At 35.2% G+C, this 24179-nt stretch carries 22 protein-coding genes; all 22 read left to right on the forward strand.

Features of this window, described 5'->3' with window-relative positions; genetic code table 11:
- The first annotated feature begins 10 nt into the window (after positions 1 to 10).
- The 22 genes from QBE53_03050 (at position 11) to QBE53_03155 (ending at position 24170) form a co-directional block, all read left to right on the forward strand.
- A complete protein-coding gene (locus tag QBE53_03050) occupies positions 11 to 430 on the forward strand; it encodes a flagellar protein (GenBank protein ID WZL82099.1) in 420 nt (139 codons plus the stop codon).
- A 21-nt stretch (positions 431 to 451) separates the two neighbouring features.
- Positions 452 to 1555: a UDP-galactopyranose mutase gene (glf, locus tag QBE53_03055; GenBank protein WZL82100.1), complete on the forward strand. Its 1104-nt coding sequence runs from the start codon at positions 452 to 454 to the stop codon at positions 1553 to 1555.
- Between the two features lie 150 nt (positions 1556 to 1705).
- The gene (gene flgM / locus QBE53_03060) at positions 1706 to 1981 is read left to right on the forward strand and encodes a flagellar biosynthesis anti-sigma factor FlgM (GenBank protein ID WZL82101.1); all 276 of its coding nucleotides are present in this window, start codon (positions 1706 to 1708) and stop codon (positions 1979 to 1981) included.
- 16 nt (positions 1982 to 1997) lie between these two features.
- Positions 1998 to 2510, forward strand: coding sequence for a flagellar protein FlgN (locus tag QBE53_03065; GenBank protein WZL82102.1), 513 nt, complete (start codon positions 1998 to 2000; stop codon positions 2508 to 2510).
- A 35-nt stretch (positions 2511 to 2545) separates the two neighbouring features.
- A complete protein-coding gene (flgK, locus tag QBE53_03070; protein ID WZL82103.1) occupies positions 2546 to 4153 on the forward strand; it encodes a flagellar hook-associated protein FlgK in 1608 nt (535 codons plus the stop codon).
- A gap of 15 nt (positions 4154 to 4168) precedes the next feature.
- On the forward strand, positions 4169 to 5881 hold the full coding sequence (gene flgK / locus QBE53_03075; GenBank protein ID WZL82104.1) for a flagellar hook-associated protein FlgK: 1713 nt from the start codon (positions 4169 to 4171) through the stop codon (positions 5879 to 5881).
- 16 nt (positions 5882 to 5897) lie between these two features.
- Positions 5898 to 7202 carry a flagellar hook-associated protein FlgL gene (gene flgL, locus QBE53_03080; GenBank protein WZL82105.1) on the forward strand — a complete coding sequence of 435 codons (1305 nt, stop codon included), beginning with the start codon at positions 5898 to 5900 and terminating at the stop codon, positions 7200 to 7202.
- Between the two features lie 27 nt (positions 7203 to 7229).
- Positions 7230 to 7688, forward strand: coding sequence for a flagellar assembly protein FliW (locus QBE53_03085; GenBank protein ID WZL82106.1), 459 nt, complete (start codon positions 7230 to 7232; stop codon positions 7686 to 7688).
- Between the two features lie 2 nt (positions 7689 to 7690).
- Positions 7691 to 7924, forward strand: a complete 234-nt coding sequence (gene csrA, locus QBE53_03090) for a carbon storage regulator CsrA (protein WZL82107.1) — start codon at positions 7691 to 7693, stop codon at positions 7922 to 7924.
- Between the two features lie 153 nt (positions 7925 to 8077).
- The gene (locus QBE53_03095; GenBank protein ID WZL82108.1) at positions 8078 to 8902 is read left to right on the forward strand and encodes a flagellin; all 825 of its coding nucleotides are present in this window, start codon (positions 8078 to 8080) and stop codon (positions 8900 to 8902) included.
- 85 nt (positions 8903 to 8987) lie between these two features.
- On the forward strand, positions 8988 to 10520 hold the full coding sequence (locus QBE53_03100; protein ID WZL82109.1) for a glycosyltransferase: 1533 nt from the start codon (positions 8988 to 8990) through the stop codon (positions 10518 to 10520).
- A gap of 17 nt (positions 10521 to 10537) precedes the next feature.
- Entirely contained in the window at positions 10538 to 11587 is a 1050-nt protein-coding gene (locus tag QBE53_03105) for a glycosyltransferase (GenBank protein ID WZL82110.1), read from the forward strand.
- A 1-nt stretch (position 11588) separates the two neighbouring features.
- On the forward strand, positions 11589 to 13703 hold the full coding sequence (locus tag QBE53_03110; GenBank protein ID WZL82111.1) for a glycerophosphodiester phosphodiesterase family protein: 2115 nt from the start codon (positions 11589 to 11591) through the stop codon (positions 13701 to 13703).
- Between the two features lie 16 nt (positions 13704 to 13719).
- A complete protein-coding gene (locus QBE53_03115; protein ID WZL82112.1) occupies positions 13720 to 15072 on the forward strand; it encodes a Gfo/Idh/MocA family oxidoreductase in 1353 nt (450 codons plus the stop codon).
- The gene (locus QBE53_03120; protein WZL82113.1) at positions 15069 to 15875 is read left to right on the forward strand and encodes a LicD family protein; all 807 of its coding nucleotides are present in this window, start codon (positions 15069 to 15071) and stop codon (positions 15873 to 15875) included. Before QBE53_03115 ends, QBE53_03120 begins: the two co-directional genes overlap by 4 nt.
- A gap of 11 nt (positions 15876 to 15886) precedes the next feature.
- Positions 15887 to 17719 carry an aminotransferase class I/II-fold pyridoxal phosphate-dependent enzyme gene (locus QBE53_03125; GenBank protein ID WZL82114.1) on the forward strand — a complete coding sequence of 611 codons (1833 nt, stop codon included), beginning with the start codon at positions 15887 to 15889 and terminating at the stop codon, positions 17717 to 17719.
- Positions 17709 to 18500, forward strand: a complete 792-nt coding sequence (locus QBE53_03130; GenBank protein ID WZL82115.1) for a GNAT family N-acetyltransferase — start codon at positions 17709 to 17711, stop codon at positions 18498 to 18500. Before QBE53_03125 ends, QBE53_03130 begins: the two co-directional genes overlap by 11 nt.
- Before the next feature lies 1 nt (position 18501).
- Positions 18502 to 20280: an HAD-IIIC family phosphatase gene (locus QBE53_03135; protein WZL82116.1), complete on the forward strand. Its 1779-nt coding sequence runs from the start codon at positions 18502 to 18504 to the stop codon at positions 20278 to 20280.
- A complete protein-coding gene (locus QBE53_03140; protein WZL82117.1) occupies positions 20280 to 20507 on the forward strand; it encodes an acyl carrier protein in 228 nt (75 codons plus the stop codon). Before QBE53_03135 ends, QBE53_03140 begins: the two co-directional genes overlap by 1 nt.
- A gap of 35 nt (positions 20508 to 20542) precedes the next feature.
- Entirely contained in the window at positions 20543 to 21655 is a 1113-nt protein-coding gene (locus tag QBE53_03145) for a glycosyltransferase (GenBank protein WZL82118.1), read from the forward strand.
- Positions 21648 to 22919: a glycosyltransferase gene (locus QBE53_03150; GenBank protein WZL82119.1), complete on the forward strand. Its 1272-nt coding sequence runs from the start codon at positions 21648 to 21650 to the stop codon at positions 22917 to 22919. Before QBE53_03145 ends, QBE53_03150 begins: the two co-directional genes overlap by 8 nt.
- A gap of 36 nt (positions 22920 to 22955) precedes the next feature.
- Complete coding sequence (locus tag QBE53_03155; protein WZL82120.1) at positions 22956 to 24170, forward strand: glycosyltransferase family A protein; 1215 nt, start codon at positions 22956 to 22958, stop codon at positions 24168 to 24170.
- The last annotated feature ends 9 nt before the right edge of the window (positions 24171 to 24179 follow it).

Consider the following 24179-nt stretch of genomic DNA (forward strand, 5'->3'; position numbering starts at 1 on the left):
GGTAATGGGTATGGATGTTAGAAATTGTAAAAAATGCGGACGTATTTTCAACTATGTCGGAGGACAACCAATCTGTGCACAATGTAAATCAGAATTGGAAAACAAATTCACAGAGGTTAAAACCTATATTCGTCGAAATCCAACAGCAAATATCGGGCAAGTGGCCGAAGAGTGTGATGTGGATACACGTCAAATTCGTCAATGGGTTCGAGAAGAACGATTGATATTTTCTGCTGATAGTGCGATGGGAATAGAATGCGAAAAGTGTGGAAAGTCTATTCGGACAGGGCGCTTTTGTGATGATTGCAAGAGAGATACAGCTAACGAATTAAGCGGAGCTTATCAAAGTCACAAGGTTGAAGAGGACACCCCTTCGAAAAAAGTTGTAAAAAGTCGTATGAGATTCCTGGATAAAGAACATAGAAATTAATACACTTGTAGGAGGCACATAGTGGAAAAAATAGATTATTTGATTGTGGGGGCAGGCCTTTTTGGTGCGACATTTGCATATGAGGCAAATAAGCGTGGAAAAAAATGCATGATTATTGAACGACGTCATCACATTGGAGGAAATGTCTACTGTGAAAAAATAGAAGACATCAATGTACACACATATGGAGCACATATTTTCCATACAAATAATCGTCAGATATGGGAATATGTCAATCAGTTTACAGAGTTTAATAGGTTTGTTAATGCGCCAATTGCCAATTATCATGGGGAAATATATAACTTACCTTTTAATATGAATACGTTCAATAAATTGTGGGGCGTCATTACACCTGAACAGGCCAAACAAAAAATTGCAGAACAAAAAAGTGCACATGTAAATGAACCGAAAAACTTAGAAGAACAAGCGATATCTCTAGTTGGACGTGATATTTATGAAAAATTGATCAAAGGATATACTGAAAAGCAATGGGGTAGAGATGCAACAAAACTTCCGGCATTTATCATCAAACGTTTGCCGGTTCGCTTTACATATGACAATAATTATTTTAATGACAGATATCAGGGAATCCCGTTAAAAGGATACAATGGTATTGTTGAAAAGATGCTTGAGAATATAGAAGTCAAACTTAATGCCGACTATTTTGATGACAAAGAAAGATATGACAACCTTTGTGAAAAAGTCGTTTTTACTGGTATGATTGATGAGTTTTATGGCTACAAATATGGACCGTTAGAGTATAGAAGCTTGCGCTTTGACAATGAAGTGCTTGACACCGATAATTATCAAGGGAATGCAGTGGTAAATTATACAGATGCAAAGACACCTTACACGAGAATTATTGAACACAAGCATTTTGAGTTTGGAACGCAACCAAAAACGGTTATAACAAAAGAATATCCTCGTGAATGGCAAAAGGGCGATGAACCTTATTACCCGATAAATGACCAAAAAAATTCTGAGGTATTTCAAAAATATAAAGATGCAGCAATGGGAGAAGATAAAGTAATCTTTGGTGGACGATTAGCTGATTATAAGTATTATGATATGCATCAAATAATTTACCATGCTTTAGAGACAGTTAAACAAGAATTTAATGAATAAGATATCTAAAAAAACATGATGTTTTTTTGCTTGCAGTCGCATGTGAAAAAATATTGTGTTTTTTTTTGTAGAAACCTAAACTTTTGAAGGAACCTGACCGATACATAATGTGAATGAATAAGTGTTAGAATTTAAAGGATGGTGACAATTATGAGAATCAACGGAGTTAATAATGTTGACCCAGTGTATAAAGCTAAAAAGGCAAATAAGATTTATAATGCACATGGTACCCAATCAAGCAAAGATGTTGTGACATTATCGACTTTTGCAAAAGATCTTGCCGTTGCGAAAAAAGAAGTTAAGCAGGCACCTGATGTTCGAATGGATCGTGTGAAACAGTTGAAAGCACAAATAGAAGCTGGCGAATATAATGTAAGCGCATCTCAGATTGCGGATAAAATGCTAGAACAATCCCGGGGATTGTAAGATATGAGGTGTTGAAATGGCAAGTATTGTTGAAGAATTAATTGAAGTATTAGAGGACACGACAGGATGTTATGAGAACCTCTTAAAGATGGCGAATAATAAAACGGATGTTATTATCAAAGGGGATGTGCCCAGCCTACAATCACTCACTGACGAGGAACAGAGTGTAGCTGGGCGCCTTTTGCGTTTAGAGAAAAATCGTATAGGGCTCATTGAAGATATTTGTTTGGTAACCAATAAAAGTGCAAAAGATATGACTGTATCAAGTCTTATTGAACTTATTCCGTCAGATAAGCCGGAACATGACCGACTTAAAGAAGTGACACACCGAATGGTACTTATCATTGGTGAAGTAAAAAAAATCAATGATATTAATCGACAGTTGCTTGAAGAATCTCTTGAATTTCTTAATTTTACAATGAATGCAATTCAAAGTTCAGCTTCGCAAAATTCGGGCAATGGATACGAAAAAAAAGGACAGCGGTATGAAGGAAATACCGATAACAATTTTTTTGATGCGAAGCAATAGCATGATACATAAGATGAGACAGAAAGGATGAGAATATGGGCTCAATTAGTAGTTTATCCAGAGCGGTTTCCGCGTTACTGACAAGCCAATCGGCCTTAAATACAACAGCACATAATATAACGAATGCAAACACAAGAGGGTATGTGCGCCAACAAGTTATCATGTCAGATTCTAGATATTTAACCATAGGAACATCAAGAAATTCAGGGATGCAAGTTGGTTTGGGAACAGATGTACAAGTGATTCGACAAGTGCGTGATCAATTTTTGGATTCAGCATTTCGGGAAGAAAATAGTCGTCTGGGATTTTACGGAAGCAAAAGTTCAGCAATTGAAGAAGTAGAAAATATTTTAGGTGAAATTGAAGGTGAATCCTTTTCAAAGATTCTTAACAATTTGTGGGAGTCGATGTCTGAATTAGTAAAAAGTCCTGAAGGGCTTGAAACTCGAGGGACATTTATTCAAAATGCTACAATCTTTATTGAAAAGTCAAATCTGATTATGGGCCAGCTACAAGATTATCAGAAAAACCTTAATACAGAGGTTATGAATAATGTAAAGCGAATCAATGAGATCGGCAATGAAATTCAGTCGTTGAATGAAATTATTGCGAAAAATGAAGTACATGGGGCAAAAGCCAATGACTATCGTGACCAACGTAATCTGCTTATTGATGAGCTATCAACAATGGTCGATATCTCTTATCGTGAAGATGTGAATAATAATCTGATTGTCAGTATTGAAAATGTCCCCTTTGTAACGGTTGGAAATGTCAATGAGTTGGACTTAACCTATGCAGAAGATAAAAGTCTATTGGTTGACCCGTACTGGCCGCATTTAAGCGATTTAAGTACTGACCCACCTCAGTATCACAAGCTGTATAACTTTGATGTACCAACAACGACAGCCGCCAATAATGATAAAGGCTCGTTAAAAGGTCTTTTGTTAGCGAGAGGATCACGTACGGCTAATTATACAGATCTTAATGATGCAGGTGAGTTTACAAAAGATATTAAACCTTCTGAAATTATGACGGTTCAAGCGCAGTTTGATAATTTAATCCATGGCATCGTAACGATGATTAATGATACAGTGGCACCACCCGGAAGTACAGACGGACCCTATGGTCTTAATGGAGAACAAGGTATCGAAATTTTTTCAAGACTTTATGTAGACCGAAGTGTCGCAGAAGATGAGAATAATGAGTATTCCTTGTATTCCGCAGGAAATCTTAAAATGAATGAGGAAGTTGTTTTAGACTACAATAAAATCTGTTTGAGTCGAGAAGAAGGTGTCGATGGCGATAGTTCTGTTGTTGAGGAATTACTTGCAAAGTGGAAAGAGCCTTTTTCCAACATTGACCCAACCCTTAACGGTGAACTAAATTATGTAGACTATTATAATAGTTTTGTCTCAAATGTTGGAACGATGGGAAGCTCGATCAACAATCAAGTGTCGAATCAATTGCTTTTAACCGTACAGATTGATAATCAACGTAGCCAATTAATGGGCGTCTCTTCAGATGAGGAACTATCCAATATGATGAAATATCAACATGCATACAATGCGGCGACCCGTGTAGTAAATGTAGTTGATGAGATGATAGAACGTGTTGTTAATCAGACAGGAGTTGTAGGACGATAGGAAGGAGTAACTAATATGCGGTCATCTTTTTTTGGGCTTAATGTAGCTCAACAAGGTTTATATACATCAAGAACAATGCTAGACATTACGAATCATAATATTAGTAATGCTGAGACGTTAGGATATACACGTCAATACGGCGTACAAATCGCTACACGCCCGTTGCCAAATGCACAACGCGGTATGGTAGGTACAGGAACAACGATTGAGCAAATCAGTCAGCATCGAAACGAATACCTTGATTATAAATTTTGGAGTATGAACAAAGACTATGGAACATATGAAGTAAAGTCAACCATGCTACAGCAGATGGAATTGATTTTTAATGAACCCTCAAGCGTTGGGTTTACATCCCATTTTGATGGTATGTTTGATGCGCTGCAAAGTTTATCCAAAGATGCATCAGATGAAGCCAATCGAGCGAATTTTCTTGCCTCGGCACAAAGCTTTGCTCAGTATATGACAGATATTGGGGAACAGTTACGTGAGACCCAAAACGATGCAAACTTTGGTGTGAAAAATAGTGTTAACCAAATTAATAGTTACGCAGAACAAATTGCCACCTTAAATCAACAAATTCGTAGCCTTGAATTAAATGGTAATCGAGCGAATGATTTACGTGACCAACGCATGGTTTTAGTGGATAACTTATCAAAAGTTGTCGGTATTGATTATCAAGTGAATACAGATAGCTATGGCATGGAAACGGTCAATATAACCATAAATGGGCAGCAACTTGTCAATGGTAATGCATTTAATACACTAAAGGTAGTTAATAGAGAACATTTACAGAATCCAGAAGATAATACGGATATTTATGATATACAATGGAACTCCGGGAAAAATCTGTATACAGATAACTTAACAGGAGAATTAAAAGGATATCTAGATGTGCGTGACGGAAATAACGGTAATAATTTTAAAGGTACGATTGATAGTGTAGATGTGGGTACCAATACTATTGTATTTACCGATGTGAATCGATTTGACCTACAGGCATCTGGAAAACTCATTATCGACGGTGTAGGATATGAATATAGTTCATATACATATGATGAAGTCAGTGGTGAAGTAACTTTTGAAATGGTGAATCCACCTTCGGCGACAATGGTTGGACAAGAGGGAGCTATTGGACGGCAAAATACATTTAAAGGAATACCTTATTATCAGCAACAATTAAATACGTTCGTTCGAACCTTTGCGAGTGAGTTCAATGCACTTCAACAATCAGGCAATGATGGGACCGGAGTTCCTTTGTTTGTATATGAAGGATACGATGGAACAACGGCGCTAGATAGTTCAGATATGTCAACCTACACACAGATGACAATTGATAATTTTATTGTCAATCCAGATATGATGGAAGATGTCTCTCTCTTTTCTGCAAAAGCTAATGCAGCGGATGGGGAGAGTGCCAATGATATTATTTTGGCAATGATTGATAAGCGTCAAGATACAAACATGTTTGCTAAAGGTGTTCCTGATAACTATATGCAAAGTGTGCTAAGTGAGTTGGCCATCGACGTCAGTCAAATGACAAGCTTTAAAAACGGACAAGAGCAATTAACAAAGATGATTACAAATCAGCGACTGTCAGTTTCTGATGTTGATTTGGAAGAAGAGACAGTGAATCTGTTAAAATATCAGCAGGCATATAGTATGTCCGCTCAGGTAATTAGCATTTTTGATGAAATATATAATGTAACCATAAATCAAATGGGTGTATAATTAGGAGGACCGACATATGCGCATAACTAATACAATGATGACAAATAATATTTTGACAAATGTCAATCGAAATAGAAAAACAATGTCGTTGTTAGAACAGCAGATGGCTAGTGGGAAAAAAATACAAAAGGCATCTGAAAACCCTATTATTGCATCACGTGCATTGAAATTTCGAACAACTATTAGTCAGATTAGTCAATACAAAACAAACTCTGAAGATGCTATGAGCTGGCTTGAAGTGACAGAACAGTCCATTGCCAATACGACAGATATTCTTAAGCGCGTACGCTATCTATCTGTTCAAGGATCGAATGATCCGCTGACCACGCAAAATCGAGAAAGTATTATCTCAGAACTTAAAGAGCTTAAGGAACAACTTGAAAATGAAGGAAATGTATCTTATGCAGGACGCTATATGTTTACGGGATATCAAACAGACAGTTCATTAGTCTTTAATGAAGCTTCAACAGATACGTATGAAATTACAGAAAACTTTTCTCAAGAGAATGTTGAAACCGTCAAGCGTGTCTTTGACGATGGATCAGGACATCCTGCAATTCACGAAGTTAAGCGAATCCGCTTAGGATACAGTGAGCTAGACGCAGCCGGAGTAAGTTCGGCCGAGCTTAGTGCAGCAGGATTTACGATTGTCAATAAAAATTCAACAGATGCTGATGCATATAATGTAGGGGCTAATACAGTCCATTTCATAGAAGATACAGGTGAATTAGTATTTAACACAACAGATGCAGAGACTTTACCGGATTTTTCAATGACCTATCAAAAGTCAGGTTTTACGAAAGGTGATATTAAGCCGGATCATTATTTTGAATCAACAAATTTAACAACCGGAGATACATTTTCTCCAGAAAATGAGGCGATGAATTATCAGGTTTCCTATAGCCAGACGCTTCAAGTTAATGAAATGGGAAATAATGTCATCACGAAGGATTTGATTCGTGATCTAGAAGAAATCATTAAAGAAGTACAGAATATAGAAGGAAATGGCGCTTTGGATGATGAGCTAAAGGAAGATTTACTTGGGGAAACCTTTACAAAGCTTATTGGAAAGATGGATGGACATATTCAGAACAACTTAAACATTACAGCGGAAATCGGAGGAAAAGTCAATCGTCTTGAACTGACAAAAGACCGATTAGAATCGGATTCGTTGAATTTTACAGATTTGATGTCTGAAAATGAAGATGTGGATATGGCAGAAGTTTTGATACGCTTTTCATCGATGGAAGTCGTTTATAATGCATCTTTATCTGCTAGCGCAAGAATTATTCAACCATCGCTGTTGGATTTTATTCGATAACAGTTTAAGAGGGAAAAGGAGATACTTATGGAAATAATGACAAAGCATTTTGGAAATGTGGACATTGATGAAACAAAAGTGATTACCTTTGAAGATGGAATATTTGGATTTAAAGAGATGAAAGACTTTATTTTGCTGTATGATCAAGGTGAAGAAGGGGGAGCCCTTGTTTGGCTTCAAGCAGTTAAAGACCCCAAGACGTGTCTTCCATTAATTAATCCGATGATGTGGTTTCCAGATTATGCACCAGAGGTAGAGGATGACTTGATTGCTTCTATAGGCCAACTAGACCCGAAGGTACTCGATATTTTTACAGTGGTGGTTATTCCGGATAAGATTGAGCAGATGACAACAAATCTAAAAGCGCCAATACTGATTAATCGTGAGACAAAAAAAGGGCGCCAGGTCATTGCAAATGATGAAACGTATGATATACGTCACAATTTGTATCAGCAGATGAAGTTGATGTCAAAGGGTGGTGAATAGTTATGTTAGCCTTGACGAGAAAAGTTGGAGAATCAATAATTATTGGTGATGATGTTGAAATAACGGTTTTGGCAGTACATGGAGATCAGATAAAAATAGGTATTGATGCACCGCGAAGTGTAGCTATTCATCGGAAAGAAGTGTATCTGCAAATCCAAGAAGAAAACCAAGCTGCAGCAGCCACTTCAGAGGCGGGAGCACTTGCGTTTAAGGACTTTATAAAGAAAAAATCATAATCTATATGAATTTCTAAAAAAAAGTTGAAATAGGGGTTAAGGAACTTGAAATCCTATCCGATAAATACAGTGTAAATCAAAAATGACAGTTGGCCAACTGCATACGGCAAGGATGCCGAATAAAACTTATACAAATTCAAGGAGGAATTTAACATGAGAATTAATAATAACTTAATGGCAATGAACACTCACAGAGCATTGGGATCAGCTAACAACAATATTTCTAAATCAATGGAAAAATTATCTTCAGGTTATAGAATTAACCGTGCAGGCGACGACGCAGCTGGTTTATCAATCAGTGAAAAAATGCGTGCTCAAGTTCGTGGTTTAACTCAAGCATCACGAAACGCACAAGACGGTATTTCTATGATTCAAACAGCTGAAGGTGCTCTTAACGAAACACAAGCTATTCTTCAAAGAATGCGTGAATTAGCAGTTCAAGCAGCTAACGATACAAACGTATCTGCAGATAGAACAGCGATTAGTGATGAGTTGTCAGAACTTAGTGCTGAGATTGATCGTATTGCAACTTCTACAACATTCAACGAAAAGAACTTGCTTGATGGTAGTTTATCAGCTACAGGAGCTACTCTTCAAATCGGTGCTAACTGTGGCGTAAGCATGACAGTTACTATTGGTGATATGCAAGCAGCAGCTTTAGGCGTTGATGCTATTTCTGGAAGTGTTAGCACACATGCTGATGCAACTGCAGCGATTGATACAATCAACGATGCAATTGAAACAGTATCTGCTGAAAGATCAAAACTTGGTGCAAACCAAAACAGACTTGAGCATACAATTAAGAACTTAGACAATGCAGCTGAAAATATTCAAGCAGCAGAATCTCGTGTTCGTGACGTTGATATGGCGAAAGAAATGATGGAGATGACAAAACAAAATATTCTTCAACAAGCTTCTACTGCTATGTTAGCTCAAGCAAACCAAGCTCCACAAAGTGTATTACAATTATTAGGATAATCATAATATTTACCGTTAAATTTAACGTAAAAGTAGAGAGTCTTTATGACTCTCTACTCTTTTATAAGGAAGTAGGTAAAAATAGATGAGAATAAGTTTATGTATGATTGTTAAAGACGAAATCGAAAATATTGAAAAGTGTTTAGAATATGCCTTACCCAATGTCGATGAGACTATTATTGTCGATACAGGTTCGACAGATGGGACACGAGAAGTGTTAAGCCGATTTGAACACGACGAAAAAATCAAAGTCATCGACGCAATATGGGAAGATGATTTTAGTAAAGCAAGAAATATCTCTATCAAAGAGGCAACTGGAGACTATATTCTTGTGTTGGATGCAGATGAACGTCTGTTTTGCCAACGCGAAAACTTAGAGAAAAAACTAAAGCAATCGGACAAGGATGTTTTTTTTGTTCCGATATATAGCATCTATGAAAATAAGGAAATGTCCGTATCACGGTCGATGATACGTTTATATAAAAATATAAATCCGCACTATAAAGGTGCAATCCATGAACAAATTCATATTGATGGAAACACTCAGATGGGTGATGTCATTGATAGTGACGTAGCTAAAATATATCATTATGGATATAGTGAATCTGTATTTGAAGAAAAAGAAAAACAAAAGCGTAATATGCAAATCATAAAAAAACAGATTCAAGAAGAACCTTATGACCCTTTCCATCGCTATAACAAAGGGGTTATGGAATTAATGGCCAAGAATTATAAAACGGCGATGAAGGATTTTGTAAAGGCACATGAATTAAGTCATGGTGTACGCAAAGGATTTCATAATGATATGATGATTAATATGATTAAGTGCTTGATATTGCAAAACAAATATCAAAAAGTCATTGATTTTATTAAACCATTAATGAATGATCCTTTTTTTAAAGAATTACCAGATATATATTATTTTTTAGGCATGGCCTTTAGACAACTTAAGCGTTATGATTTGGCTATCAAAAATTTGGAAAAAGCAATATATATTGGTGATACAGATAAAGGGCTTTCGCTATATGGAGCCGGAAGTTATTTATCCTTGTTAGAGTGGGCAAGAACCCTTGCAGATCAGTCGCGTATGGATGAAGCCATCGAAAAGTATAAGCAAGCTCTTAAAAATCCCAACAACCATAACCACAATGGACAGGAAGAATTTTTACAACTGATGCAAAAGATGAATAAAGAAGAACAATACAATGCGTTTGTAAAAAGTCTTGAAAACGGTAAAAATAATAAACCGGTTATCGATGAAACGTTTAAGACACAAATAAAAGAAAAAATAAAAGCACTGATTAACACGAATTCTATAGCAGATGCGAAGATGCTTATTGATGAGTATCTAAAGCTAGATACAGAGGATGCGGATATATATTCCCTTAACGGTGTGATTTATATATTGGAAAAAAATTATCCAAAGGCTATCGAACGCTTAGAGATCGGATATACATTAGATAGCACCAATGATGATCTAATATATAATCTTGCTTATGCATGGGAAGTGTCTGGCAATAAAGCGAAGGCGCTAAAGTATTATCAGGCACTGCTTGCATTGCCTGGGCAATCAGAAGATCGCGAGATCCTTCAAAAAATTGAGGAATTAAGTAGATAGAGAAGGTTGAGTAGACGATGATATCAGTATGCATTATTGCAAAAAATGAAGAAACAAATATTGAACGATGCTTAAAAAGCCTGGAATCCTATAATTTTGAAATTATTGTTGTGGATACAGGTTCGACAGACCGCACAAAAGAAATTGCCCTTCAATACACCAACGGTGTATTTGACTATGAATGGGCGGATGACTTTAGCGGCGCCCGTAACTTTGCTATTGAACAAGCGACAAATGATTATATTTTGATGATTGACTGTGATGAATATGTAAAACAGTTACAGTATGATCAATTGGTTGCTCTTATTGGGGAACCTAAAAATGAAGTAGGAAGAATTACGCGTGTCAATACGTTCTGGAGAAATTCGGAAAAGAACCGTATTCAAGAGCGGGTTAGTCGAATTTTTAATCGGAAGTTCTTTAAATATCAAGGAAGAATACATGAACAAATCGTTCGCAAAGATGGAGAAGATTATTCGACATACATTGTTCCTGTTGTCTTAGAGCATACGGGCTATGATGGTGATGTGACGTTCATAAAAGAAAAAACGTCAAGAAACATTCGCTTATTGCTTTTAGACTTAGAGGAAATAGGCGATGATCCATATGTTCTTTATCAACTAGGTAAATCCTATTATATGCAGGCGGATTACTTGAAAGCATGCCAATTTTTTTCACGAGCGTTGGAGCATGATTTAAATCCGGAGGCAGAGTTTGTGATTGACTTAGTTGAAACTTATGGGTATGCATTGCTTAACTCAGAACAATATGCGCAAGCACTTCAGTTTGAGAATATTTATCAAGAATTTGGAGGGCGTCCAGAGTTTAAGTTTTTAATGGGATTGATATATATGAACAATGGCGAGTTTAATCAAGCCATCAAGGAATTTGATAAAACGGCTCAATATGATTATGCCGATACCGAAGGAATCACCTCCTATAAGGCATACTACAATATGGGCGTGATTTATCAATGTTTAGGCGATATAAAAAATGCGAAAATATATTACAAAAAGTGTGGAGATTATAGATTAGCACAGAATATGCTAAGCGAATTGGAGCGATAAAATGGATGAGAGACAGACCTTGGAGTTTACCCTTGGTTTACGGACAACGCTAATAGAAGGGCAACTTCTACCAAATTCCCCGTATCATATGGCAACAGAAGTTATCTATCATGGTGCTAAAGGGTCAAAAATCTTATTTGATTCCGATCAGTATGTATATGCCATTGCATTGTATTCAAAACGGTTGAATCAAGAATACATGGTTGAATACAAATATCAAAATGAAAGCAATTGGACGACATATACAAAAAATCTATCGCCCCAATCGTATGGAACGCGTTCCTTTGTCTTTGATAAGGAATATTACTTTCGAATATGCATTAAACATAAAGAGAGGCGTCGCCTGAACTATTTGGATGTTATTCAGGCAACACAGAGTTTGCAGTTTGTATATGTCAAGCCAGCATACCAAGAAAAAAAATACTTTGAGCAAGAATGCATACGTGTGGCTCAAAGAATAAATCAGCAGACTGGACAGATAAGACGTCCACTGAGTTTAGCTTTGATTACGGATACCCACTATTGTGTTGGCGGAACATGGGAAGACACAGCACACAATCTGTTAGCGGTTCACCAAAAAAGTGGGTTTGATGCAGTTGTTCATTTGGGAGACTTGACCGATGGATTGACCTCAGCCAAAGTCACAAGCTACTATGCAAGTAAAGTTATCGATGATATGGAACAATGTCAAGTTCCTTTGTATGTTGTCATCGGAAATCATGATACAAATTACTTCCATGGAAATCCAGATATATTGAGTGAACAAGAACAGATTGACCTATACTTGAAAAAAATAGAAACGACCAAGCCTTATTATTATGTTGACTTTGAAATGCAACACTTAAGATGCTTTTTTTTGTCGTCATTTAATGCTTCACAACCTGTTCGCTATGGGTATTTTGAAGAAGAACTTCAGTGGCTACAAGCATCTTTAGAGAGCATGGAAAATGGAGGGAATATTTTGATTTTTTCCCATGACGCACCGATAGCCCAATTGGATTATTGGAGTGAGTGTATTCGTAATGGGGACAAATTAATAGAAATTCTTGAACAATATAATATGCGTGATACCTATCATATTCTTGGACTTTTTTATGGACATACTCACGCAGATTATATCTATGAGGGCTGTAGTTTTCCTATAGTATCTATTGCATGTAATAAATGTGAAGCCTTCAATGATAAAAAACCAGAAGGGGTGCATGTTCCCAAGCGCATGATGAACCATGTATCTCAAGACTTATGGGAGACGATGATTGTAGATGTTGATCAAAAAAAGTTGCATCTAGTTCGTTTTGGAGCTGGAGAAAGCCGAATGATTGATTGTGTCAAGAAAAAAGTCTACAAGCAGACGCTAGGAGAAGAAAAACTACAAAAAAATCAATACCATCAAACAAAAATATGGGCGCATCGAGGGCTTATGTCCTATGCACCGGAAAATACAATGCCGGCTTTTGAATTGGCCTATGAGCACGGCGCTGATGGGATAGAACTAGACGTTCAATTGACAAAAGATGGTGAGATTGTTATTATTCATGATGAGACGATTGACCGCGTAAGTAATGGAAGTGGATACGTTAAGGACTATACGCTTAATGCGTTGAAAAAGTTTAATTTCAATCAACGATTTCCAGAATATGGAAAGGTGTCGATTTTGACCCTTGAGCAGGTATATGCATTTATAAAAAACACACGCATGTATATAAATGTAGAATTAAAGAACAATCACATCCCATACCAGGGCTTAGAAGAAAAAGTTATCCAACTAACTCAGGCAATGGGAATGCAAGAGCGTGTACTTTATTCGTCGTTCAATCATCAATCGATGAATAAAATAAAAGCACTGGATAAAAAAGCGAAGGTAGCCTATTTATATACAAAAGATATTATTCCGGCATGTGACTTTAATGAAGAGCAAAGTGAAATAATCCTACATGTATTGCCGATGCATTTAAAGCATCACGGATTCTTAGAAGCTTGTCATAAGAGTAAGATTAAAGTGCAGGTGTGGAATATTAATACAGAAGATGATCTTCGCTGGGTTAAAACATTAGGTGTTGAAGGGGTCATTACAAATAGTGTGATACGGGCAACGACTATTTTTAATCAAAGTTAAAAGAAAGGAATAGAGGATGAAAAAAGTAATTACATATGGTTCGTTTGATCTATTCCACGAAGGGCATTATAATCTTTTAAAACGAGCTAAAGAGTTGGGCGATTATTTGATTGTGGGGATTACAACAGAATACTATGATATGCAGCGCGGTAAAATGAATGTTATCGATTCCTTGCTTGATCGGATTGAAAATGTCAAGAATTCAGGATTTGCAGATGAAATCATTATTGAAGATCATGACGGACAAAAACTTGAAGACATCATTAAATATAAAATAGATATCTTTACCGTTGGTTCTGACTGGATTGGAACATTTGATTTTTTGAGAGAATATTGTGAAGTTATTTATTTGGAGCGAACGAAATATGTATCAAGTACTATGTTAAGAGATTCACGTTTTCCAATTATCAAGTTGGGGATGATTGGAACGGGAAGAATTGCAAAGCGTTTTCCCGATGAGTTAAAATATGTTAGTGGTATTAATTTGAACGCTGTGTATAATCCAAATTTGAACAGTGCCAAAGCCTATAAGAAAATGTTTGAACTCGATTTGGCAACGGATCAGTTAGAGGAATTTTATGAAAATGTTGATGCGGTTAATATAGCATCTCCCCATGAAACACACTATACATATATTCTTGATGCATTAAACCATGGTAAGCATGTCCTATGTGAAAAACCATTGTGTTTATCTTCACAGCAGGCCATTAACGCCTATGCCTTGGCTAAAGAGAAGAATTTGGTCTTGATGGAAGGTATAAAAACGGCTTATGCGCCTGGATTTGTACAGCTTATTGGTGTTGCCAGAAGTGGTATTATTGGAAATATTCGTGATGTTGAAGCCTGCTTTACCAAACTAGTGCCGACAGATTGTCGTGAACTGACAGATCAAAAATATGGTGGATCATTTACAGAATTAGCATCATATACCTTGTTGCCGATTATTAAACTGATGGGCTGCAATTATGAGAATGTACATTTTGAGAGTTTGAAGTCGGAAAATGGACTGGATATATACACAAAAGCTTATTTTTATTATAAAAATGCGTTGGCTACATCTAAAACCGGATTAGGCATTAAGTCCGAAGGGCAGTTGCTAATATCGGGGACCAAAGGATATATTTTAGTCAAATCGCCATGGTGGTTAACAAAAGGGTTTGAAATATGCTTTGAAGATACATCCCAAAATGAATACATCAAGACAAAATTTTTAGGTGATGGCTTACGCTACGAAATTAGCGATTTAGTGAAGCGGATTAATGGACGCTCTAAGCACATAAAGGATCGGTTGACACAAGAAGAATCCATTGCAATGGCAACATTGATGGAAAAGTTTTTAGAACATCGTAGCTTGGAGGATATAGAATGATTGAATTGACACAAGAACAATTAAAGAAACTTCAGCAGATAGAATTAGAGATGCTTCTTGAAGTGGATCGTATATGTAAAAAACATTCAATAAAATATACAATGATTGCCGGAACGATGTTAGGAGCCGTTCGCCATGGAGGTTTTATACCTTGGGATGACGACGCTGACATCGGTATGTTGCGTGAAGAATATGAACGCTTTAGAGAAATATGCAAAACAGAATTAAACACAAACTACTATTATTTTCAAGATTATAGAAATACTAAAGGCTATCGATGGGGCTATGGTAAAATTCGAAGAAAAGATACTGTGTTTATGCGAGACGGACAAGAACACATGCCCTATGAGCAAGGTGTGTTTATTGATATATTTCCCATGGATAATATACCGGACAAATATTGGGTTCGATGGATTCATGATAAGTTATGCTTTTCTATACGCAAGATACTTTGGTCAGAGGTTGGAAAGAAAACGGATAAAAAATGGTTGAATCGAATGGTTTTTAAGGGATTAAATCGGATTCCTGAACAATCTATTAAGAAGGCTTTATATGCGTTTGAGAAAAAGAGTAATGCTAAAAAGACAAAATATGTTCGGATGCTTATGTTTCCTTCTCCGAATAAAGTCTATGGATATAAGCGTGAATGGTATCAACAGTTAGCAGCATATAATTTTGAAGGACACAAATTATATGGCATAAAAGAGGCGGATGCCTATCTCACATTTACATATGGAGACTATATGCAACAACCACCCGTTAAGGACCGAAAAATACATCCGGTATCAGAAATACAATTGTAGGAGGAACGAGAATGCAAGCAATGATGTTAGCCGCTGGATTTGGCCGGCGTATGGGAAAACACACCCAAGATCAAACCAAGTGTATGATGGAGGTCGGTGATAAAAAAATTGTTGATCGTATTATTGATTCGCTACGACTAGCAGGGATATATAAGTTTATCATTGTGCTTGGATACCAAGGAAAATCTCTAAAAGAATATTTGCAAACAACTTATACAGATATAGAATTTGTTTTTATTGAAAATATAGATTATGCGCATACGAATAATATATACTCACTTCATCTAGCTAGTGAAGAGTTGAAAAAGGATGATACGATTTTATTAGAGTCTGATTTAGTATTTGATAAGAATGTTATTAAAGATATGGTCGAACAACCGGAGTCGGATTTAGTTGCTGTTGCAAAATATGAGCATTGGATGGATGGAACAGTGACACGAATTGATGCAGAATGTAATATTGTAGAATTTATTGAAAAGAAAGATTTTCAGTTCGATGTTGCAGACGGTTATTATAAAACAGTCAATATATATAAATTCTCGAAAGAATTCGTAAGTCAGCAATATCTTCCCTTTTTATCGACCTACATTCTAGCCTATGGAAAAAATCAATACTATGAATCAGTATTAAGAATTATAGCACATGTTAAACGTACAAAACTCAAAGCCTTTTTACTTGACGATGTGCGCTGGTATGAAATTGACGATCCACAAGACTTAGCTGTTGCTAATGCGCTATTTGGAAAAGAAGGACAGGAATTTGAGGCTTATGATCATCGATATGGTGGATTTTGGAGATTCCCAAAACTAATTGATTTTTGCTATTTGGTTAATCCGTATTTTCCAACCAATAAAATGAATGATCAAATAAAATATTTTTTTGATACGCTTATTCGAACATACCCTTCAGGACTAAATATTCAAAATGCACTTGCAGCCAAAATTTTTGGCGTGGATGAAGACACCATTATTGTAGGTAATGGGGCTGCTGAGTTAATTAATTATCTGGGACAAGAGGCGAAAGGAACCGTCGCATTATGTACACCTGTTTTCCATGAATATATACGATGCTTTAAACATTGTAAAGTTCATGCGCTGCTTACCCACGAAAATAATTTTAAAATGGACAAGCAAAAAATCATGGAAGCCATTCCAAAGACAGATTATTTGGTGATTGTAAATCCAGATAATCCGACAGGAAGTTTTTTACATCAGCAAGATCTACTTGAAATCGTTGAAGCGTGTCAAAAACAGGGCGTAGTATGTATTGTGGATGAATCGTTTGTCGATTTTGCAGAAGAAGAGATAAAGTATACGCTTATTGATGATAAGATTATTCAACGTTACTCGAACTTAATTGTTATCAAAAGTATCTCAAAATCTTATGGTGTACCTGGATTAAGACTGGGAGTTCTTTTAACATCAAACCAAGCGGTATTAAATAGTATCAAAGAGGAATTATCAATTTGGAATATTAACTCATTTGCAGAATACTTTATGCAAATCATGGATTTATATCAAACAGAATATGTACATTCATGTACCCAAATCAGTTGCTTAAGAAAAATGTTTGCTACTCAGCTTGAAACGATTGATTACATTGAGACGTTCCCATCACAGGCCAATTATATCATGTGTAGATTAAGTGAAGGTGTTATTGCAAAAGAGCTTGCCAATTACCTGGTTAAAGAAAAATCGATTCTTATTAAAGACTTATCAGGGAAAGAAGGGATAACTGGGAATCAGTATATTCGCCTTGCAGTAAGAGAAGAAGTGGATAACCAGAAACTTATTGATGCATTAAGAAGCTATAAAAATGTAAATGAGGAAAAAAATGATAAATAGAATTGTAGATAATGAATTTGATCAACTCTTACAACACCTTGGCCAAAATTATTCCAATTGCTTTTATATTTACATTGATGCCATTACATATGGAAATACAGATCCGAATGTTTCTTTTTATAGGATAGGCGATGAATTTAAATGTGTGATAATGAAATATTATGATAGTATTCAAATTGCAGGTGAAGTGCATTCAGAGGATGAGGCAAACTTACTATCCTTTTTAAAGAATGAAGATGTCAAGATGATTACGGGAACGAAGAATACCCTTACGATGCTTCACAATAAAATGATGAATAATGGCACACATGAATATGTAGAAGGTATGAATTATCAATATGAAAGTTATCGTATTGCAAAATCACCGGTGAAGATAGAACGGGCCACAAAAGCAGATGCAAGAGCAATAGCGGAGTTGATTCTTTCAGACCAAACCTTTAAGAACAATTATGAAATCAAAACATTAGAACAACAGTTATCGGAGCGGATTGCGTCAGCTAAAGGACGAAGTTATGTAATCAAAGATGCACAGAAAGTCATCGCGCATATTGCTACATATGCAGAAAGTGAATATGTAGCCGTAACCAGTGGAATGATTGTCGATAAAGCATATGTCAATAAAGGATATAGCTTTTACCTAGAGAGCTATATTGTCAATGACTTATTGGGCGAAGGGAAAAAGGTATTTACACAAGTTTTTGATAAAAAACGTGCAAAACTTTTAGAAAGTTTAGGTGCAACGTACTGTGGAGATTATGCAAAACTAACAAGGGTGAATTAATATGAAAAGTTTGAACTATCCGTTTGACAGCCAATATTTAATCAAGCATAAGACAAAAATCCGACAAGAACTTATATGTGAAAATAAAACATATACCTTCATTAAGGTTGCGGTTTTAGCTGGGAGTACCGTTAACCACATTGTGGATTTCATTGAATTATTTTTACTTGATTGTGGATTAAAGCCTGAATTTTACATATCAGGTTTTAATCAATACTATGAAGAAGTTATGTTTGAGAGTCAACGACTAGAACAATTTAAGCCGGATATTGTCTTTATACATACTTCTTCACGAAATATCCTTTCAAAACCTACAATAAAGGATACAAAAGAACATATAGAAGAAAAACTAGATATGGAGTTTGAGCGATACACGGCAATGTGGACGAAACTAAAAGAAATGTTTAATTGTATAATTATTCAGAATAACTTTGAACGTCCAATGTATCAAATAATGGGCAATAGTGATATATCCAACATCCATGGTGAGTCAAATTTTATTTATAGGTTAAATGGATTGATGTATAAATATAGTCAAGATAATGGGCATTTCTATATACATGATGTTGACGGACTTTCTGCAAGATATGGATTGGAACGTTGGCAAGAACCTAAATATTGGTATTACTATAAATATGCATTAAATATTAATGCAATTCCGGAATTTTGTTATAGTTTAGTTTCAATCATAAAATCTCTTTACGGAAAAAATAAGCGAGGCATCATTCTTGATGCAGATAATACGCTGTGGAAAGGCATTGTGGGAGAAGATGGTGCGAATAACCTTAAGATGAGTACAGATACAGGAATTGGCTATAGTTTTTATGAGTGGCAGCATTATTTGAAAAAATTATCCCAATATGGAATCGTCTTATCCGTGGCATCAAAAAACAATGAATGCGATTTTTTTGAGGGATTGGCAAATACATCAAATGCACTAGAAGCCAAAGACTTTGAGTGCATCTACGCCAATTGGAATCGAAAAGATGAAAACATTGAAAAGATCGCTCAAGAGCTTCAATTAGGCAAGGAACACTTTTTATTTGTAGATGATAATCCTACAGAGAGAGCTCTTGTCATGCACACAGATGTAACTGTGATTGATGGGAATAAGCCGGAAGAGTTTATTAAGTATATCAATAATGGGCATTACTTTGAAGTGACCCAGCTGACCAAAGAAGATGTAGTTCGCAAACAGTCCTATAAGGCGAATGCCGATCGTCAAAAGCAGCAGCGACAACATATTCACTATCACGATTTCCTTCGGGATTTGGAACTGACACTCAACATCCAAACTTTTGATGGAACCAATATAGATAGAATTGTCCAATTACTTAATAAAAGTAATCAATTTAATTTGTTAACTCAACGCTACACGCAACAAGAATTTATACTCCATGTTCAAGAGAATAATCGAAGGTGCTATTTTGGCGAGCTAAAAGATCGGTTCGGAGATTATGGTCTTATAGTTATCATTATGGTATCTGTTGATAAGCGCATACTGTATGTTGAAGATTTTGTGATGAGTTGCCGTGCCATTAAGAAAAATGTGGAGTTTGCTATAATGGATTATATCTATCAAGTTGCTAAAGAAAAAGGTTGTAAAAAAATTGTTGGAACTTATATACCCACGGCAAGAAATGCTTTGGTAAAAGATATATATAAGAGCATGGGCTTTGCATCAAAGGATTTAAATAGTGGACCAATAACATGGGAAATTGAAGTGTCAAAATATAAGAACATGAATCAAACAGTTCAGACAATAGTGAAAGGGCAATAATGATGAATATAGTAGAAAAATTAAATGACATTATCAACTCAATCCTTGAGACCAATATAGTCATCAATAATCAAACAAAGTTTAGTGATCTACCTGAATGGGACAGCGTTGTTCAGATGACCTTTTTAGTGACCGTAGAAAATGAATTCAATATAAGCATCGATATTGGTGAAGCATTAGAAGCAGAGACAATAGGAGAGTTTTCGAGATGCATCATGAAAGAATAGTAATTAACCAAAAAGTGTCTTAATAGGAGAATATTATGCTTAAAATTCTTGAAGTACCTGCATTTGGAATCGAAGGTGGAATATATCAATATATTTTTAGCCATTTAAATTACATGAATAAAGCAGATATGGAAATTGACTTTTTAACAAGAAATAAAAAGTTAATTGACCATAATCAAATAAAAGAAAACAACTACGGTGTTAGATTATTTTCAACAACTGAGAGAGAAAACAAAGCATTATTTGATCAAGAAATCCTAGAGATACTTGACAAGGACTATGATGTTATACACCTACATAGTTCATATCTACTAGGATATAGAATTGAGCAACTGGCAATGAAAAAAAAAGTAAAAAAAGTAATTTTACATTCCCATAGCAGTGGTATGGAGCTTTTTGGTAAACAAGCAGATGAAGACTTGAAATTATTGCACGAAGAAAATAAAAAAAAGTTTTCAATGCAAGATGCTACAGATTTTTGGGCATGTTCAAAGAAAGCGAGTCAATGGATGTTTGGCGAGCAAATTGAACCTAGCAGAATAAAGATTATGAAAAATGCCATTGATACAGATAAATATAAATACTGTAAAGAAAATAGAGAATATATTAGAAGCAAATATAATATAGACAACAAATTTGTTATTGGACATATAGGTCGATTTTCATATCAAAAAAATCAAGAGTTTCTAATTGAAATATTCGAGGAAATATTTCAATTACGAAAAGATATTGTACTTTTTATGATTGGATCAGGAACAACATATAATATAATTGTGGATATGATTGAAGAGAGAAATTTGAGTTCGCAGATTATCTTAGTTGATTGGACAGAGAATATACAACATTATTTATCTGCAATGGATTTGTTTGTCTTGCCTTCACGCTTTGAAGGACTTCCGTTAACACTTGTTGAAGCTCAAGCCAATGGGCTAGAGACTATAGTAAGTGATTTGGTCACAAAAGAGGTTGATCTTATGAACAATATGAAGTTTCTTCCGCTTAAAGAGCACATGTGGGTTAAAGAAATACTAAATCATCAAGGAAATAATAGAAGAATAGATGCAGATAAAATTATTGCAGAAGCTGGATATGATATTCGTCAACAAGCAAAAATATTAGAAAAAGAATATAGGAGTGTACATGAATAATAATACAACATATAAAATTAGTGTTATTCTTCCAATGCACAATCGACAGGAGTACATTAGTGCGTCTTTAACTAGCGTTCTAGAACAAACGCTTAAAGAGGTAGAAATTGTATGCATAGATGATGGGTCGACAGATTGCACGGTACATATTGTAAAAGAATTTATATGTAAACATAGCAATATAAAATTGATTGAACAAGAACACAAAGGTGTTGGAGTTGCAAGAAATATAGGGATAGCACAAGCATTAGGCGAGTTTATCTTCTTCATGGACAGTGATGATTTTTTCTATTCAAATGAGGCGCTTAAAACACTTTACAAGACGGCGAAGTCGCACAAAGCATATGTTTGTGGAGGAGGAATGTGTAAATTTGATAATGGTAAAATTATCAAAAAATATTATGGATGGTTGAAAGATATGGCGTTTGAGAAATCTGGTTGGGTGAATTACGAAGATTATCAGTTTCAGTCCGGATTTACTCGGTTTATATATCAGAGAGAGTTTTTATTAAAGCATAATTTAAAGTTCCCAAATTACGTACGTTACCAAGATCCACCTTTTTTTGTAGATACAATGATAGCAGCAGAGAAATTTTATGCTGTTTCTGAGATCATTTATACATATCGTGTAGGACATAAACGCTTATCAATGGATAAAAAAATGGTTGTTGATTATGGAAGAGGAATACGAGATGTTTTGGAAATAGCGTTAAAGAATGATTTTTCAAAATTATATGAAAATGTAAAGTTTTCATTAGAAGGTGCATTAAAACCGTATTTATATAAATTGATATATCAAGAAGATATAGAAGCTATTGAACTTGCGCATGAACTAAATATTCTTATGTCACACGAAGAAAAAAAAATGTTTGCATTTGGAAATCAAGCAAAAGAATATATTGAATCCATCAAAAAAGAAGCGGATGATTTTTTGAAAACAATTGATGCGTTTGAAGCAGTATATATTTTTGGAGCAGGAAAAGTTGGAATGAGAACTGCTGAATTTATAAAAAAATCTGGATGTAATACATTAAAGGAATATATCGTTACAAATATAAGTGATAACCTTCCAATTATTAATGGTATTAAAGTTAGAGCTTTGGAGACAAAACGAGAAGAAATCAATAATACAATAGTTCTCATTGCATTGTTTAAATCTAACATATCAGAAGTTATTGATGCTTTAAAGGAGAGGGGATTGAATAATTATATGATTATTCATCCTGAGAAAATGGAATTTTGGAATATACTTATTGATGTATAAATCCAATATTGAAACAATGATAACAAGGAGATAAAAATGGCAAAAGTAAGTATAATCATACCAATATACAATGTGGATAAATATTTAGATACATGTATTGAAAGTGTCAGAAATCAATCATTAGAAGATCTTGAAATTATTTGTATTGATGATTATTCAACGGACCAAAGCCTTGAAGTGCTTCGTCGCCATCAGATAGACGATCAGCGCATTACTGTCATTGAAAACGCCAAGAACTTAGGGCAGTCCTATTCTAGAAATGTTGGAATACAAAAAGCTACAGGAGAGTATATCTACTTTCTTGATTCAGATGATTTCATTGAACATGATGCCATGGAAAAGCTATATTCTTATGCAAAAAGCCGTTCTCTTGAAGTGATTTTCTTTGATGCACAGTTAATTTTTGAAAGTGAAACGTTGGAAAAAAAATTTATGACATATCAAAGCGAACGTTCCCATACATATGAAGAAGGAAGCGGTGAGAAACTGTTCCAAAAATTTATTGAAAATAATGAATGGTCGGCAAGTCCGCCTAGGCAATTTTGGAGCAAAAACTTTATTGACAGTATTGAACTAAGCTTTTGGGAAGGAATTATACATGAAGATGAATTGTTTTCATTTATAGGAATACTTGAAGCTAAAAAAACTGCATGCATTAAGCAACGATACTTTATAAGACGTTTGCGTGAAGGTTCTACAATGACGATGAAGCAAGAAGCATATCGACTGGAATCGATACTTGTTGTTTATCGGCAGGTATTAGAGTATTGGCTTACGCATCACTTTATGGAAAAAACCAATGAAGCTATTCATAAGTATTTGATGAAGTTAGCTGGACAGATTAAGCGATTGTCCATGCATACAGAACTTTTAAAGGATGAAGTGATTTTACAGCATATGCACACATTAATATCATTAAATGGTATTGATGAACATGCATATGAGCGCCTTCTATACCAAGTGAAAAAGCAATGTCAAGCATATGAACAGATTATCTTATATGGAACGGGACAAATGGCTGAAGAGATTCTTCATCTATTTAACCGACATGATATTTCAGTATCAAAAGTTGTGGTTTCAGCAAAGACAAATGAAAAACGGTATTTTTATGGGCATCAAATACATACATGCCAACAGATAAAAGAATTGGCCGCTACATCACTTGTGGTGATTGCTACAAGCAAAAAATATCATCAAGATATTATAAAACATATCCATCAATATGGATTTTTCAATTACATCAAAGCATAAGAGATCGAG

The sequence above is a fragment of the Vallitaleaceae bacterium 9-2 genome (assembly GCA_038396585.1).
In the GTDB taxonomy this organism is placed as follows: Bacteria; Bacillota; Clostridia; order Lachnospirales; family Vallitaleaceae; genus UBA1351.

What these genes read in the sequence shown, in the direction of transcription:
- QBE53_03140 (WZL82117.1), top strand. Translation starts at nt 20,280, where the DNA reads ATGATGAATATAGTAGAAAAATTAAATGACATTATCAACTCAATCCTT.
- QBE53_03155 (WZL82120.1), top strand. Translation starts at nt 22,956, where the DNA reads ATGGCAAAAGTAAGTATAATCATACCAATATACAATGTGGATAAATAT.
- flgK (WZL82104.1), top strand. Translation starts at nt 4,169, where the DNA reads ATGCGGTCATCTTTTTTTGGGCTTAATGTAGCTCAACAAGGTTTATAT.
- QBE53_03105 (WZL82110.1), top strand. Translation starts at nt 10,538, where the DNA reads ATGATATCAGTATGCATTATTGCAAAAAATGAAGAAACAAATATTGAA.
- flgK (WZL82103.1), top strand. Translation starts at nt 2,546, where the DNA reads ATGGGCTCAATTAGTAGTTTATCCAGAGCGGTTTCCGCGTTACTGACA.
- QBE53_03110 (WZL82111.1), top strand. Translation starts at nt 11,589, where the DNA reads ATGGATGAGAGACAGACCTTGGAGTTTACCCTTGGTTTACGGACAACG.
- QBE53_03085 (WZL82106.1), top strand. Translation starts at nt 7,230, where the DNA reads ATGGAAATAATGACAAAGCATTTTGGAAATGTGGACATTGATGAAACA.
- QBE53_03050 (WZL82099.1), top strand. Translation starts at nt 11, where the DNA reads ATGGATGTTAGAAATTGTAAAAAATGCGGACGTATTTTCAACTATGTC.
- QBE53_03135 (WZL82116.1), top strand. Translation starts at nt 18,502, where the DNA reads ATGAAAAGTTTGAACTATCCGTTTGACAGCCAATATTTAATCAAGCAT.
- QBE53_03150 (WZL82119.1), top strand. Translation starts at nt 21,648, where the DNA reads ATGAATAATAATACAACATATAAAATTAGTGTTATTCTTCCAATGCAC.
- QBE53_03125 (WZL82114.1), top strand. Translation starts at nt 15,887, where the DNA reads ATGCAAGCAATGATGTTAGCCGCTGGATTTGGCCGGCGTATGGGAAAA.
- QBE53_03120 (WZL82113.1), top strand. Translation starts at nt 15,069, where the DNA reads ATGATTGAATTGACACAAGAACAATTAAAGAAACTTCAGCAGATAGAA.
- QBE53_03095 (WZL82108.1), top strand. Translation starts at nt 8,078, where the DNA reads ATGAGAATTAATAATAACTTAATGGCAATGAACACTCACAGAGCATTG.
- QBE53_03115 (WZL82112.1), top strand. Translation starts at nt 13,720, where the DNA reads ATGAAAAAAGTAATTACATATGGTTCGTTTGATCTATTCCACGAAGGG.
- flgM (WZL82101.1), top strand. Translation starts at nt 1,706, where the DNA reads ATGAGAATCAACGGAGTTAATAATGTTGACCCAGTGTATAAAGCTAAA.
- flgL (WZL82105.1), top strand. Translation starts at nt 5,898, where the DNA reads ATGCGCATAACTAATACAATGATGACAAATAATATTTTGACAAATGTC.
- QBE53_03145 (WZL82118.1), top strand. Translation starts at nt 20,543, where the DNA reads ATGCTTAAAATTCTTGAAGTACCTGCATTTGGAATCGAAGGTGGAATA.
- QBE53_03100 (WZL82109.1), top strand. Translation starts at nt 8,988, where the DNA reads ATGAGAATAAGTTTATGTATGATTGTTAAAGACGAAATCGAAAATATT.
- csrA (WZL82107.1), top strand. Translation starts at nt 7,691, where the DNA reads ATGTTAGCCTTGACGAGAAAAGTTGGAGAATCAATAATTATTGGTGAT.
- QBE53_03065 (WZL82102.1), top strand. Translation starts at nt 1,998, where the DNA reads ATGGCAAGTATTGTTGAAGAATTAATTGAAGTATTAGAGGACACGACA.
- QBE53_03130 (WZL82115.1), top strand. Translation starts at nt 17,709, where the DNA reads ATGATAAATAGAATTGTAGATAATGAATTTGATCAACTCTTACAACAC.